Source organism: Lysinibacillus xylanilyticus (genome assembly GCF_001183605.1).
GTDB lineage: Bacteria > Bacillota > Bacilli > Bacillales_A > Planococcaceae > Lysinibacillus > Lysinibacillus xylanilyticus.
In genome coordinates this window covers 285,658-300,624 of record NZ_LFXJ01000010.1, presented here as the reverse complement: position 1 = coordinate 300,624, position 14,967 = coordinate 285,658, and the positions used below count along the sequence as shown (strand labels likewise).

General features: G+C 36.5%; 13 protein-coding genes. 1 reads left to right on the top strand and 12 read right to left on the bottom strand.

All coding sequences use genetic code 11. The features are described from left to right. Window position 1: 1 nt before the first annotated feature. The 4 genes from uvrB to ACZ11_RS18980 form a co-directional block, all read right to left on the bottom strand. Complete coding sequence (uvrB, locus tag ACZ11_RS18995) at window positions 2-1,981, bottom strand: excinuclease ABC subunit UvrB (RefSeq protein WP_049668108.1); 1,980 nt, start codon at window positions 1,979-1,981, stop codon at window positions 2-4. 517 nt (window positions 1,982-2,498) lie between these two features. Continuing rightward, on the bottom strand, window positions 2,499-3,638 hold the full coding sequence (locus ACZ11_RS18990; RefSeq protein WP_049668107.1) for a DUF4179 domain-containing protein: 1,140 nt from the start codon (window positions 3,636-3,638) through the stop codon (window positions 2,499-2,501). Continuing rightward, complete coding sequence (locus tag ACZ11_RS18985) at window positions 3,610-4,203, bottom strand: RNA polymerase sigma factor (RefSeq protein ID WP_049668106.1); 594 nt, start codon at window positions 4,201-4,203, stop codon at window positions 3,610-3,612. Before ACZ11_RS18985 ends, ACZ11_RS18990 begins: the two co-directional genes overlap by 29 nt. Window positions 4,204-4,433: 230 nt before the next feature. Beyond that, the gene (locus ACZ11_RS18980; protein WP_049668105.1) at window positions 4,434-4,673 is read right to left on the bottom strand and encodes an IDEAL domain-containing protein; all 240 of its coding nucleotides are present in this window, start codon (window positions 4,671-4,673) and stop codon (window positions 4,434-4,436) included. 225 nt (window positions 4,674-4,898) lie between these two features. Between ACZ11_RS18980 and ACZ11_RS18975 the strand changes: the two genes are divergently transcribed. Further along, window positions 4,899-5,408 carry a competence protein ComK gene (locus tag ACZ11_RS18975; protein ID WP_049668104.1) on the top strand — a complete coding sequence of 170 codons (510 nt, stop codon included), beginning with the start codon at window positions 4,899-4,901 and terminating at the stop codon, window positions 5,406-5,408. 60 nt (window positions 5,409-5,468) lie between these two features. Here ACZ11_RS18975 and prfB read toward each other — a convergent pair. From prfB to fliD, 8 genes are all read right to left on the bottom strand, one after another. Then, window positions 5,469-6,573 (bottom strand): peptide chain release factor 2 gene (prfB, locus tag ACZ11_RS18970; protein ID WP_400910585.1). Its coding sequence is split into 2 segments (ribosomal slippage): window positions 5,469-6,497 and window positions 6,499-6,573, totalling 1,104 coding nucleotides; the frame shifts between segments, so codons are not numbered across the junction. Between the two features lie 132 nt (window positions 6,574-6,705). Further along, entirely contained in the window at window positions 6,706-7,251 is a 546-nt protein-coding gene (locus ACZ11_RS18965; RefSeq protein WP_049668102.1) for a competence protein ComK, read from the bottom strand. 441 nt (window positions 7,252-7,692) lie between these two features. Then, window positions 7,693-10,206: a preprotein translocase subunit SecA gene (secA, locus tag ACZ11_RS18960; RefSeq protein WP_049668101.1), complete on the bottom strand. Its 2,514-nt coding sequence runs from the start codon at window positions 10,204-10,206 to the stop codon at window positions 7,693-7,695. Between the two features lie 140 nt (window positions 10,207-10,346). After that, window positions 10,347-10,898, bottom strand: a complete 552-nt coding sequence (gene hpf, locus ACZ11_RS18955) for a ribosome hibernation-promoting factor, HPF/YfiA family (RefSeq protein WP_049668100.1) — start codon at window positions 10,896-10,898, stop codon at window positions 10,347-10,349. 161 nt (window positions 10,899-11,059) lie between these two features. Then, the gene (locus tag ACZ11_RS18950) at window positions 11,060-11,443 is read right to left on the bottom strand and encodes a PilZ domain-containing protein (protein WP_049668099.1); all 384 of its coding nucleotides are present in this window, start codon (window positions 11,441-11,443) and stop codon (window positions 11,060-11,062) included. 345 nt (window positions 11,444-11,788) lie between these two features. Continuing rightward, a complete protein-coding gene (locus ACZ11_RS18945; protein WP_338048333.1) occupies window positions 11,789-12,148 on the bottom strand; it encodes a flagellar protein FliT in 360 nt (119 codons plus the stop codon). After that, a complete protein-coding gene (gene fliS, locus ACZ11_RS18940; protein ID WP_049668097.1) occupies window positions 12,145-12,549 on the bottom strand; it encodes a flagellar export chaperone FliS in 405 nt (134 codons plus the stop codon). The genes ACZ11_RS18945 and fliS overlap by 4 nt, the downstream gene beginning before the upstream one ends. Window positions 12,550-12,599: 50 nt before the next feature. Next, window positions 12,600-14,963 (bottom strand): flagellar filament capping protein FliD, encoded by a 2,364-nt coding sequence (fliD, locus tag ACZ11_RS24765; RefSeq protein ID WP_053093237.1) that lies wholly within the window; start codon window positions 14,961-14,963, stop codon window positions 12,600-12,602. Window positions 14,964-14,967 lie beyond the last annotated feature (4 nt).

Genomic DNA, 14,967 nt, shown 5'->3' with positions numbered 1-14,967 from the left:
TTCACCCTTCTAACTTCAATTCAAATATTGTATCGCGCAGCTCAGCAGCACGTTCGAAATCGAGTGCTTTTGCTGCTTCCTTCATTTCTACTTCTAGAGTAGCAAGTAACTGATCTCTTTCCGCCTTCGTCAGCTTCTTACCTTTTGTTGCCTTCGCTACATAGGATTCTTCTTCCTCTGCGACCTGTGTCGCACGAATAACATCAGGAATTTTCTTAACGATCGTTTTCGGTGTAATGCCATGCTCTTCGTTATACGCCATTTGCAGTGTTCGACGACGCTTTGTTTCTTCAATCGCCTTTTTCATCGAATCCGTCATATTATTTGCGTACATAATGACATGACCATTAGCATTACGAGCAGCACGTCCAATCGTTTGTATTAATGAACGCTCTGAACGTAAAAATCCTTCCTTGTCAGCATCTAAAATCGCCACAAGAGAAACCTCAGGAATATCTAGCCCTTCTCGCAATAAGTTAATGCCGATTAGAACATCGTAAGTACCTTTACGCAGCTCGCGAATAATTTCAATTCGCTCTAGCGTCTTAATTTCTGAATGCAAGTACTCCACCTTTAAGCCCATTTCTTTCAAATAAGCCGATAAATCCTCTGACATTTTTTTCGTCAATGTTGTAACTAGGACTCGTTCATTACGGGCAATACGACCTTGAATTTCATCGATTAAATCATCAATTTGTCCTTCAATAGGACGTACGTCAATTTGTGGATCAAGCAGCCCTGTTGGACGAATAATTTGCTGCGCCATTTCCGGAGTATGCTCAAGCTCATACGGGCCTGGTGTTGCTGATACATAAATAGCTTGATGTATATGTTTCTCAAATTCTTCAAAACGTAAAGGGCGGTTATCTAGTGCTGATGGCAAACGGAACCCATGCTCAACTAGCACACCTTTACGTGCTTGGTCACCGTTATACATCCCTCGAACTTGTGGTAAAGTAACGTGACTTTCATCGACAACAAGTAAAAAATCCTCAGGGAAATAGTCAAGTAGCGTATATGGAGTTGCCCCCGATTCACGCAATGTTAAATGACGCGAGTAGTTTTCGATACCTGAGCAAAAGCCCATTTCACGCATCATTTCTAAATCGTAGCGAGTGCGTTGCTCTAAACGCTGTGCCTCTAATAATTTATCCTCTGCACGTAAAAGAGCTAAACGCTCCTCCAACTCTTTTTCAATATTTTCAATGGCCTTTAGCATTTTTTCTTCTCGTGTAACGAAGTGGGATGCTGGGAAAATAGCTACATGATCACGATCCGCTAATATTTCACCAGTTAACGCATTCACCTCGCGAATTCGATCGATCTCGTCCCCGAAAAACTCCACGCGGATACAATGCTCATCACGAGATGCAGGGAATATTTCCACTACATCGCCACGTACCCGAAACGTCCCACGTGTAAAACTCACATCATTACGCTCATACTGTACATCGACCAGTTTTCGAAGCAACTGATTACGTTCAATTTCCATTCCAGTACGCACTGATACGACCATTTCACGATATTCTTCTGGAGAACCTAGACCATATATACAGGACACGGATGCAATAATAATGACATCATCACGCTCGAATAATGAAGATGTTGCAGAGTGACGTAACTTATCAATTTCATCATTAATGCTTGAATCTTTCTCGATATAAGTATCCGTCTGCGGTACATATGCCTCTGGCTGAAAGTAGTCATAGTAGCTGACAAAGTATTCAACGGCATTATTAGGGAAGAACTCTTTAAACTCACTATATAATTGACCCGCTAAAGTTTTATTGTGTGCCATAATAAGTGTCGGTTTTTTTACCTGTTTAATGACATTAGAAATCGTAAACGTTTTTCCTGTTCCAGTTGCACCGAGCAACGTTTGATGACGTTTACCGGCACGTACACCCTCCACTAATTCCGCAATTGCCTGCGGCTGATCTCCACCAGGCGTATATGGCGCTTGTAAATCAAATGTTTGCACACATGTCCCCGTCCTTCCCTACCAATTTGATACATATATTTTAGCATAGCACTATTAAAATTTCGAACATTTAACGAACGAATGTTTGTAAATGTTTTTCGTTTGCTCTATTTGAGATGAATTAACAGAACGTATGTACTATAATAATTAATAGAAACATCTCTATCAATAGATTACCCTTTCCAAATGTTAGCTAATCGAGATTGGGCGATGTAAATACATGACCTTAGCAGGAATTTCACTGTTTGGTGATGGATTGTTCGTCGAAATCGGGTCCAATAAAGAGCATCTTAGGGAGATTGGATTGAGTAAGAGGAGGATCGCTCAGGTTGCTTGGAGAAGTGATCAGGTAGTTTGAAAAAGTGATCGGGTTGCTTGGAGATATGATCAGGTTGACAGTAAAACTGATCAGGTAAATTGAATATCTGATCGGGTTACCATTATAAATTCAAATTCGTAAAAGATAATTTGAAATGTTTAGTAGAGAAAGTGAAGTTTACCTCACTTTCTCTACTATTTATTTTTGTGAGTTTATTGGTAGTGTAACCTCCAGCTCAGGAATATATTGAATCTTCGGCTCACCATTTTCATCTAATTGATATACCCCCATTTGGTTATCCTCATAAAGTTGTACATATGGCTTGAGGGTTATTGTCTTTGGAATGGATTCAAATGGATGGAATCGATAATCCATAATCTGATAGCTTCCACCGGTAGCATTCCATCCATTTCCATTAATTAATTTAAGTTTATTGCCTTGATCATCAAAAAAATCTACGCCCATGTGCTTTGCTATTGGTGATTGCGTGAAGTTTGAGTTGTCAGTCAAATCAATTTGTGTAGTTAAATTTGTCGTGATTGGTGTGAATTCGAGTTTTTTTACAGTAAAGCGAATATTGTCGTAATCTCGGCTTACATTAGGTTGTAAAGTTACAAAGTCTTCTATTTTATTTTCCACAGGAATATCAATTATTAAAGGGTTCTGTATGCCAGTTATTGTAGTACTTAACGTTAAATCAAACTGTTCAGGAAAAGGACGCCCCCCTTGATTTCTCTCATCCACAAATTCAATAATGGCAGAATCATTATCCTTCCCTGGGTTTAAGAAAATTCCATTCATTGAATTTTCCCTACCAAAAGAATTAATAGGATTACCATTTATAAACAATTCAATATTGCTGATACGATCACTTAAAGTTTCTTTCTCATCTTCTTTATGAGGGCGCTCAATCCCTATTGAAACACGTGTACCGTCAAACACTACTTCTGATACATTTAATGTAAAATCATCATGAGTAACACTTGCATGAAGTTTAGTTGAGAGTCCCTTTTCATCAGCTGTTTGCAGACCAAGATCACCAGCAAGCTTGAAAATAGATGAAAGTACAGGAACTTGTTTTATCGTTGCAGCCATCGTTGGTGAAATTAGGCTAGTGACAAATAAAAAGCTAAAAATCATTGCTGCAGAGGCCGTAATCATCATCACTCTTTGACGCATTTTCTTTGAGATTCTAGAACTTTCTGACTGCTTTGTATAACGACTGCTTTCATATTTGTTCATTGTACGATTAACTAAATCAATTTCTATAGGGGTCTCTCGAATAAATCTTTCTAACTGCTCTAACTCTTTATCCTCCAGTTTTGAACGAGTGTTCATAAATATCCCCTCCTAACTTATTCTCTTTCATCAACTTTTTACGTAATCGTTCATATTTTTTTCGAACAGTCGTTGGTTTAAGTTCCATAATAGAAGCAATTTCGTCGAAGCTATATTCCTCTATAGATCGAAGTAGCAGAATCCGTCTTTCGTCCACATTTAACTTTTCTAATAACTCGTGAATGATATCGCCATATTCAAATTCTTGTCTGTGAGTATGATTATTCGCATGATCTTTCTTAAAACCTGTCCAAAATTTAAAGCCTTTATTTTTCTTTTTTATTAAATCAATACAGTGGTGATGAGCAATTTTATAAAGCCATGCTGAAAAAGAAACAGTATAAGAAAAATTACTAATATTTTCTAATCCCTTTATAAAAATATCTTGTGAAGCATCCTCAGCTTCTTCTTTGTTTCCTAAAAGATAATAGCAGTAAATATAGATTGGCTTTTGAAAGCAACGAATTATTTCTGTATAGGCATGAATATCACCTGTTTGAACTTGTTCCACGATAGATTTTATATCTAAATTGGGATTTTCCTTAGATTTATTTAGTACAGTCAAATGTTCCCCCTCCTTTCTAACCTATATAACTGAAATCAATGGGGATTTGTGACACTATAAAAAAATTATTTTGGAAAAGATTTAACAAAATTCAGGACGCTTTACTTCTATTTTAGATTGTCGTATGTAATAAAAATTGAATAACTGATCAGATTACCATTCGAGATATCCAAATAAAATAGCAAAAAAATCCCACCCTCCAATAACAGAGGGCGGGTTCGTCATATTATTCACTTGTCATCTTGGTGTAAAGCTACTAGTTCGGTTGCGTATAGATGAAATGCCTTTTCATCTTTTTCATCGAGTGCTCTATCTATCAGAACCATGAGCTGCTCTTCACGATGCTTACGCTGGATATGATTTAAAAATAAATCTAAATAAATCTCGTTTAATAATTTCTCTGCCTCATCAACTTTCTTTGACTGACCAACGGCTTTTAGAAAATCTGTATACGAATAATATTTATCCAACGATCTCACCTCGATCCTTTTCTAAATTATAAGAAAATTGAAATTAAAATGCAATGCTTAAGAACTGAAAATCATTTCGATTTACTATTAATCTCATGCAATTTAGAGCAATTTCTCTATACAATTGCTTGATATATCAATGGTTTTCTTCTTTTATTTATATTTTCTGAATTTAAATTTGTGTTCTACACTTCAATAACAAATAGAAAAAGGAGGCTTACATAGATGTCAGCAAACTACGTCAATGGATATATAATGTCTTTCAACACCTATTTACTTCAGCCAATTCAGTATGACTCTAAAATTTTCACACGGGTAATTGATAAGCATAATGAACTTACCGTCACACGGAAACCAATGCATATATTACGAAAATCTTGTGTCTCACTAGGAACAACCTATGAAACAACAAGACATTCCGCCAAACGCTTTTTCGGCAATCAACATAAGCTTCCAATCGTTGTTGCTTATGATTATGGTTATCCTTGTATTTTTCTACCAACATATTCGCCAAACTCTATCCACAATATTTGGATCGGACTTCACGCCATTTCGAATATTGTACCGAGTAAAATGGGCTGTATCGTTACATTGAAAAATGATAAACAGATTGAACTGCCGATTCAATATGCTTCGATTAGCAAGCAATTTGTCAATGCATCGATGCTCTATAAACATTACATGAATGAACGGAAGGAGATTAGCCAAGACACTCCGTACTACCCACCATTTTGATTTAAACCATAAAAAACCCCCTCAAAAGCACAATATCACTGTGCCTCTGAGGGGCTTTCATTACCCGATTTTTGAACGTAAATATGCATTAATGAATGGATCTACATCACCATCCATCACCGCACTTACATTACCAGTTTCTTCATTTGTACGATGATCCTTCACCATTGAATATGGATGGAATACATATGAACGAATTTGTGAGCCCCAGCCGATTTCCTTCTGTTCACCACGGATTTCATCTAGCTGTGCTTGTTGCTTTTCGATCTCTAATTGATAGAGTTTACCTTTTAACATCGTCATTGCTTTTTCACGGTTTTTAATTTGTGAACGTTCTGCCTGACATTGTACGACAGTACCAGTTGGAATGTGCGTAATACGAACAGCTGAATCTGTTGTATTAATATGCTGACCACCTGCACCCGTTGCACGATACGTATCAATTTTTAAATCCTCTGTACGAATATCAATTTCAATATTATCATCGAATTCAGGCATAACATCACAAGAAACGAAAGATGTATGACGACGACCAGAAGAGTCAAACGGTGAAATACGCACTAAACGATGGACACCTTTTTCTGCTTGCAAATAGCCGTACGCATTATGACCCTTAATGGATAATGTTACAGATTTAATCCCAGCTTCATCGCCTGGAAGATAATCAACTGTTTCGACTTTAAAGCCACGTTTTTCCGCCCAGCGTGTGTACATACGAAGCAGCATTGAGCCCCAGTCCTGAGATTCCGTACCACCTGCTCCGGGGTGAAGCTCTAATATCGCATTATTTTGATCGTATGGACCGCTTAATAATAATTGCAGCTCAAAATCGCCCATTTTTTGCTGGAATTCTACTAATTCATTGCCTAGCTCCTCCTGCAATTCTTCATCAGGCTCTTCACGCAATAGCTCTAGCGTCATATCTAGGTTCTCATATGTTTCCAATAAATCTTTATACTCATTAACAATTGCCTTTAAGCCATTACTCTCATTAATGATTACCTGTGCGCCTTGCTGATCATCCCAGAAGCCTGGCTCAAGCATCATTTCATCTAATTCTTGAATACGTGCCTCTTTGTTTTCTAAGTCAAAGAGACCCCCTAAAGTCCGCCAATTTTTTGGCTGAAGTGTCTAACGCGTTACGTACATCTGCTAATTCAATCATTTGTTAAATCCTCCGAACGTTATTAATGGGGCAAACTTGTAAATACTGATACTTCATTTTTTAAAGCCCCGATCTCTTTATTATAACGTTTTTACGGGGGAAAACATACTTTTTTACAACACAGGATTCGTTTCAGTCTTTTTCAGCTTCAGCCTCAAAGATAACATCGTTGGCCATACGTTTGAATACTTTACCTCGATCATATTGAACTAATAAATTCTTTGTTCGTTTCTCCAGTTTATATTTTAGTAAAAATGCTCTTTGAATTCTGTTTTCAAATGCTCTAGCACTTAGATCCACATTTGTTTCGTAGCCGTTCATAAAAATTACTCTTGTATTCTTTTTATCGACAGCTAGATAGTCCTGAATATGATGAACAGCAAACCACGTACATTCACGTCGTAAATAAGACATACTTGGAAACCATACAATATTACTTTGCTCATGAACAACTATTGGATTTTTATTCAGCTTTCCAAGTATCATTCTCGATCCATCGAAAGCGCCTCTTAAGCTTGAACCAAAATAACGTAGATTATAATCCATTAATTTTGTCGGCGCTAATTTTGATATATATTCGTAATCCCTTTCTATTACACGTGTACACAAGTTACCATGGGCATCATACTCAGGTATATACAGCATCGTTTTACTACTCATAATGTCATCACTATGCATGTCAATCCTCCTTAAAATAGTATTTATTTTTTCTAGTAAAGAGGAGTATACTAATAAATATATTGGTATACTCCAATGTATTTCCTCGAGAAGGTCTGACCAGGACTCCTTTTCTCGAGGATTTTTAATATCCACCCATGAATCACCCCCTTTATTCAAAGAGTTGGCTATTATTATCAAAACTTTCAAACTATTTATACATCCATAATAAATTAGAAAAAAGTTATAAACATTACCCTTTTCATTGAACTATTTACCTATTGTTGTAGTATTATGTATCTTTTTCTGAATTTTCTAATATTTCCATTCGCTAAAACTCTGATTTTGACGATTGTTCGCACATTCACTATGTTCTTACCTAGCAGTAGTCGTATCGTGGAAATGTCCTAAAACATAAAAAAAGACCATTTTAACATATAGTAAAATGGTCTTTTTCGAATATTATTGACCTGCACCATGGCAGTTTTTAAATTTCTTACCGCTTCCGCATGGACATAAATCATTACGTCCGACATTTTCAGCCTTACGGACAGGTTGCTTTTTCGGAGCTGAACCTCCTTCATCCTCTTTCGGATTAACAGCTTGACCTTTTGCAACTTCCTCACGCTCTAAATTATTATGGATTTCTGCCTTCATCGCATATTTTGCTACATCTTCACGAATGGAAGCGACCATATCCTCAAACATAGCAAAGCCCTCTTGTTGATACTCACGAAGCGGGTCGTTTTGACCATATGCACGAAGATGGATACCTTGACGTAGCTGATCCATCGCATCAATATGATCAATCCACTTCGTATCAATTGAACGTAGTAAGATAACCTTTTCAAATTCACGCATACGCTCTGGTGTAAGATGTTCTTCTTTTTCATCATAACGTACTTGGACAGCGTTAGAAATTAACTGGTTAATCTCTTCTGCGGATTTACCTTGGAAATCTTCCACCTTTAGATCGCCTTCATCTAATAGATTTGCTGCGACAAAGTCATCAATTGCTTTTAAGTTCCAATCCTTTTGCTCACCTTGCGTATACAATGCGACAACATTGTCGATCGTTTCTTGAATCATAGACTCAACAAGAACACGCATATTATCTGTTTCTAATACGTCATAACGCTCTTTATAAATAATCTCACGTTGCTGACGTAATACATCATCGTATTGTAATAGTCGTTTACGAGCATCAAAGTTATTACCTTCAACACGTTTTTGAGCTGATTCTACTGCTCTTGAAACAACTTTAGATTGTAATGGCTGGGAATCATCCATCCCTAATTTCATCATCATGTTCTTCATATTATCAGAGCCAAAACGACGCATTAATTCATCTTCTAGTGACAGATAGAATTGAGTAATCCCTGGGTTCCCTTGACGACCAGAACGACCACGCAGCTGATTATCGATACGACGAGATTCATGTCGCTCCGTACCAATTACCGCTAAACCACCAAGCTCCATTACACCTTCTCCAGGTTTAATGTCCGTACCACGACCTGCCATGTTAGTAGCGATTGTTACCGCACCCTGCGTACCAGCATTCGCAATAATTTCCGCTTCACGCTCATGGTTTTTCGCGTTTAATACGTTATGTGGGATTTTATATTTATTCAATAAATTCGAGATAATTTCAGATGTTTCAATTGCAACAGTACCGACAAGAACAGGTTGTCCTGCTTTATGGCGCTCTGCAATATCTGCCGCCACCGCTTTATATTTCCCTTCCATCGAAGCAAAAATTAAGTCCGGACGGTCATCACGAGCAATCGGTTTATTCGTTGGAATCGCCACAACACTCATATTATAAATATTACGGAATTCCTCTTCCTCTGTTTTCGCTGTACCTGTCATACCTGCAAGCTTTTGATACATACGGAAGTAATTTTGGAACGTAATTGTCGCCATCGTCATCGATTCATTTTGAATCTCTACGCCCTCTTTAGCTTCGATCGCCTGATGCAGTCCATCTGAGTAACGGCGACCTTTCATTAAACGACCTGTAAAGCCGTCAACAATAATGATTTCGCCCTCTTGTACAACATAATCAACATCATTATGCATACTGACATGTGCTTTTAACGATTGGTTAATCGCATGGTTTAAACGCACATGTGTCAAATCAAATAGGTTATCAATGCCAAATGCCTTCTCTGCTTTTTCAACACCAGCATCTGTTAACGTAACACCTTTTGTCGACTCTTCATATGTGTAATCCGTTTCCGCACTTAACATACGAACAAACGCATTAGACTGTTTATAAAGCTGCGCTGATTTCCCAGCCTGACCCGAAATAATTAATGGTGTTCGCGCTTCATCAACTAAAATCGAGTCAACCTCATCGATTACCGCATAATGTAGCGGACGTTGTACACGTTCTTCTTTATAAAGCACCATATTATCACGTAAATAGTCAAAACCAAGTTCATTGTTTGTACTATACGTAATATCAGCTTCATAGGCTGCACGTTTTTCTTCTTTTGACAGGCTGTTCAAGTTTAAACCAACCGTTAAGCCTAAGAAATTATACAAATGTCCCATTTCTTCAGCATCACGACTTGCTAAATATTCATTGACTGTCACAACATGTACGCCTTTACCAGTAATAGCATTTAAGTAAACAGCCATCGTAGCCGTTAACGTTTTACCTTCACCGGTTTTCATTTCCGCAATATTACCTTCATCTAATGCAGCAGCACCCATAATTTGTACACGGAATGGGTACATCTCTAGCACACGCTTTGACCCTTCTCGACAAACGGCAAAAGCTTCCGCACGAATCGAATCTAAATGCTCTCCGTCGGCAAAACGTTTTTTAAACTCTTCTGTTTTCGCTTGTAATTGATCATCTGAAAGCTGTTCCATTTGAGAAGCGAATCCCTCAACCTGGTCAGCGATTTTTTCTAATTTTTTTAGTTCACGTTTATTGAAATCAAATAATTTATTTAATAGGTTTACCATGAATTTTTTCACTTCCTATATAGTCTCAACTTCCATTTTACCATTGTGTAACAGTTTCATGCAAACAGAGTCCTTAGCATGAAATGAAAGCCCTAAAAAAGGCTCCCGCTTTTCGCGAGAGCCCTTATGCATATTAAAGTTTAAGTTGTTTCAATTAAGCCATATTTACCGTCTTTGCGTTTGTAGACAATATTTGTGCCGTTTGATTCCGCATCTGTAAAGATATAGAAATCATGCCCTAGCATATTCATTTGTAATACAGCTTCTTCTTGATCCATCGGTTTTAAATCAAATTGCTTTGTGCGAACAATTGAATATTCATCTTCCTCTGTTACTGCATCAGCTGCTGCTTGAGAAGTAGCAAAATAAAGGCCTGTACCTTCGCGCTCTCGGAATTTACGGTTTACTTTTGTTTTATGCTTACGGATTTGACGTTCTAATTTATCAACGATTAAGTCAATTGCAGCATACATATCATTATGACGCTCTTCTGCACGAAGAGTTAAGTTCTTCATTGGAATTGTAACTTCCACTTTAGTTTGCTTGTCATTATAAACCTTTAAATTTACGTTAGCGTTGGCGTTAACATCTTCGTTAAAATAACGTTCAACTTTCTCGACTTTGTTCTCAACATACTCTCGAATAGCTGGAGTTACCTCAATATTTTCACCGCGAATGTTAAAGTTTAACATGTAAACTCCTCCTTTATAACTGCTATACTTTATACTTCTACACAAGTGTGCGAAATTCCTCTAAAATAATTCTTTTTTTCAAAAAAAAATTTTTCCTACAATAATGTATAAGCAAAGAAGTTAGATATGGGATGAATAAAACTACTGATGAATGTTTCACTTTATGAATTAATGCTATTTAGTTTTGCCTCATCAGCTTCTCTTCTTCGGCGCAGTTTCAACTCTTCGACAATCAAATCCTCAATCGATTCTTGATCATTGAAATTAACACCATACTGCTTGCCCTTGCCAAAAGGACGGCTCCAAATTATTTCACCATAAGCTCGTACCTCTCTAGTATCTAGAACAAAACGTAAATCCAGAGGAGGTGGATTAACACCTAAATCCACCTCAGTAAACATCTTTAAACCTCGTGGACTAATATCAAGCAAGTCAGCCATTGCCGTTTGCGCTTGATTGACTCTACCATCCTCATATACTGCAAAAGTCATTTTAACAGGCTTATCGAACTTAAATCGAAAGCCTTCTTGGCGTTTAAATTTCATCTACCCACCCCAATACTATTCTAAACATCTGTTTAGCATGATTATGACACGATGCATGTTTTACATCTAGAGGGAATAAGTAACATATTATACAGGATAAAGACCTATTTCATGACTTAATGCCCTTAAATAATTCAAAAAAGGAATTAGGACACTTCACCAACAATAATTGTCGTTATTTACTGAAATATAGCGGTATTTGTAAAATATATATACTCACAGAACTTCTCTAATCTAAATTCTGGTGTTACTATTCTAGAAACAAACACAAAACCAGGAACTCATTTATAAAGAGTCCTGGTTTTGATGAATATAAGATCCTTAAAAGTATAAGTATCTTTTAACTTATTTTTTCCCGTCGTAATACATACCATCCATTACACGGACAGAGCTATACGGATTTAAATATTGCTGCTCAGTTTTTTTAGACTGTTGAAGAGTTTTCATATCTGTTTTAATTTCAGTCATAACCTTTTGTAACCGTTCCTGTATGCCACGATCTAGCTCTTGTAAATGCTTATTTAATTGATGGCCATCTAAAGATTTACCGGATTGTTTTAACTCTTCGATTATTGCTCCACGCTCGTCGAGTAATGCATCTATCTTTTCAATAAATTCTTCTCGATCATCTCCGTTAGGTATGGTTGACAAATGCTCGTAAAGTTTAGCTGAAGTTGAGAGCAATCGTTCAACTGGTCCCATCATATTCTGTCTCCGTTTCCGTATTGTTGCTGACGATTTATACGAATAACTTCCTTCCAAGTATCACGGAATTCTGTAACTAGCCCTTCAACCTCTTCAATTATGGAAATGTCGTTCCGAATATTTGCTTCTACTAATCGAGTATTCATATATTCATAGAGTGCCATCATATTTTTTGATATTTCAATATCCATATTTAGAGTAGACATAAGTTCACTTATGATTGCCTGTGCTTTTTGGAGATTGGTATTTTTCCCCTGAATATTTTTATCTTGAATCGCCAACTTTGCCTTATGCAGAAACTTTAAGCATCCATTATACAGCATTAATGTTAATTCTCCTGGCGAAGCTGTTGTTACACTATTTTGTTTATATGCATTATGTGCTGATGTTTGTGCTGCCAATCAAAGACAACTCCTTTTTATTACCTTTTAACTAAATTATACTAAAACCTTTATCCCTGTCCACCAAATTGTGCAAAAATACTTGACTGTGAGTTTGCTTTGTTAATAGCTTTCTCCATTGCACTGAATTGCTTCCAATATCGAGCCTCGATATTTTCTAATTTTGTTTTCCACGTATCAATCCGTTTATCCATATCAACTAGATTTTTACCGATTGTGTACTCTTGTGCTGACTGTGTAGCACGACCAGCTTTTTTCTCAATATCTAGCGTGAAAGATTTCATAGACCCTTGAAGCTTTTGGAGGAAACCACGAGTATCCACAGTTTTTTCAACACCGTCGACAACAACTGTATCTTTTTCATTACCTCTATTTGTAAATAGCGCTGTCACTGCATCAGGATCATCTTCTAATGCCTTACGTAATTTATCTTCATCAATTTCTAATGTACCGCCGTCATTATATGATTTTGAAGTAGTAATCCCAATTTTAAATAACGTATTATATTCTGGATTTCCCACAGCTGGGTTAGAATTGTAAATCAACCCTCGCATACTAGACAATCCACTTCTTAAAATCGAGTCGCTACGTAATAAACCACTTTTCGCTTTTTCTTCCCACAGCTTAATTTCATTTTCGGACATCTCTTTTTTTTGCTCGTCTGTTAAAGGTAAATAATCTCGATATTTTGTTTCTTTTGTTTGATCGTTCATTTCCTTAGTAAGACCGTTATATGTAGTGACGAACTCTTTAATTTTGTTCATCATCTCATCTACATCTGTTGAAGATGTCATTGTTACTGGAGGAATATTTGGTGCCGTTGATGGCTTACTGGCTTCAGCATCTGCAGCAGCTTGAGCTGCATCTAAAGTTGCTTGTGCCTGTTTCAAACGATTTTCACCAGCTTTGAAATTGTTTTCTGCTTGAACTTTTAAAGCTAATTTTTCATCATAAGGAATCTGAACTGTCGCAACTTCTTGATAATTTTTCAAGTCTTCTTCACTTAAATTTTTTAAAGATTGCTTCTGTGTATCACTTAACTTTAATAATTTTGTTTTTAAAGCTTCGTCCTGTAAGTTATTAATTGATTCATTTAATGTTTCATTACTTGTAAAATCTAACCCTGTGATACTAGTAATATCTGTAGCGGATAAGCCACTTAGGAATTGTTTATCTAAAGATTTATAAGTATTCAGTGAAGTTTCTTTCTGAGCTGCATCTTTAAAATTAGTTAACTGGGTCTCATCTAGAGTCTCCACTAACAATAAATCATCTTTACTTAGACTCATTAGCTTTGATTTCAAATCTGGCGAAAAAGATGAACTAGCATTAATAGCATCTTTGATAGTTTGTTCATCCGCATTTTCATCAACTACTAAACTTTGCAATTCAAACATCTCTGCATCAGTAAGTGAACTGAAGAAAGAGTTGTTATTGATTTTGTTGTATGCTTCTTGCTCAGTAGCATTCAAACTATTTTTAAAAACTGGGTCATACCTATTAGTATATGCCGCATTAGCAGTATCAAAATTAGCAATAGCAGTATCTAATAATGCCTGTAATTTATCTTTATTTAACTGAGCATTTTTGAGTTCTTCTTTTGCTGCTGTTAAATTATTTTCAATTGTAGTGGCAGCGTTGAATGTATCTTTTAATGTTACCGTATATCCTGAAATAGAAAATGTATTAGATGATCTTTCCGTTGGAATTCCATTCACTTGAAATACTGCGTTTGTACCACCACTTGCTAAATCTCCTGAAGTCGCACCTAATAACGAATCAAAACCAAGTTTTCCAAATACATCTGCTCCTGAAATAACTTGTACCTCAGCACCATTTTTATTGTCTCCTGTATTTTTTGCTGTGATTGAAAGAGTTCCATTTTCAAATATAGCGCTTACGCCCGCATTACTATTATTTATTTTTTCAACTAACTCAGATACAGTCGTTTTATTTGGATCAAATTCAATTTTAGTCCCTTTTGCAGCCATACTACCATCCGCTTTGATTGAGCTTAACTCAATTACTCCATCAGAAATTCCAAGTTCGCTTAATTTTGTATTCCCTGTTGCATTTATTTGCTTACCAAGACCGCGAGCAGCTGAAGCCAATTGAGAAACACCCTCAATTGATAATGTTCCAGATGCATTTGCACCTGCCTTTGCTGAAACATAATTTGAGTTTGAAGATGTAACTGTTTTAGTCATAAAACTTTTATTTAAAAGATTATCCTGAATATATTTATCAAATGTTTTTAATTTTGTATTGACACCCCTATATGCATCACGCATCCATTCAGTTGTTTGTTTCTTTTGTTGTAATTTGATAAGAGGAGACCTTTCTGCCTTCATTAATTTCGCTACTAATTCATCAATATCCATTCCCGATGCTAATCCACCGATTCTGTTTACCATACTA

What these genes read in the sequence shown, in the direction of transcription:
- fliD (WP_053093237.1), bottom strand. Translation starts at nt 14,963, where the DNA reads ATGGTAAACAGAATCGGTGGATTAGCATCGGGAATGGATATTGATGAA.
- ACZ11_RS18945 (WP_338048333.1), bottom strand. Translation starts at nt 12,148, where the DNA reads ATGATGGGACCAGTTGAACGATTGCTCTCAACTTCAGCTAAACTTTAC.
- ACZ11_RS18965 (WP_049668102.1), bottom strand. Translation starts at nt 7,251, where the DNA reads ATGCATAGTGATGACATTATGAGTAGTAAAACGATGCTGTATATACCT.
- hpf (WP_049668100.1), bottom strand. Translation starts at nt 10,898, where the DNA reads ATGTTAAACTTTAACATTCGCGGTGAAAATATTGAGGTAACTCCAGCT.
- ACZ11_RS18990 (WP_049668107.1), bottom strand. Translation starts at nt 3,638, where the DNA reads ATGAACACTCGTTCAAAACTGGAGGATAAAGAGTTAGAGCAGTTAGAA.
- secA (WP_049668101.1), bottom strand. Translation starts at nt 10,206, where the DNA reads ATGGTAAACCTATTAAATAAATTATTTGATTTCAATAAACGTGAACTA.
- ACZ11_RS18975 (WP_049668104.1), top strand. Translation starts at nt 4,899, where the DNA reads ATGTCAGCAAACTACGTCAATGGATATATAATGTCTTTCAACACCTAT.
- ACZ11_RS18950 (WP_049668099.1), bottom strand. Translation starts at nt 11,443, where the DNA reads ATGAAATTTAAACGCCAAGAAGGCTTTCGATTTAAGTTCGATAAGCCT.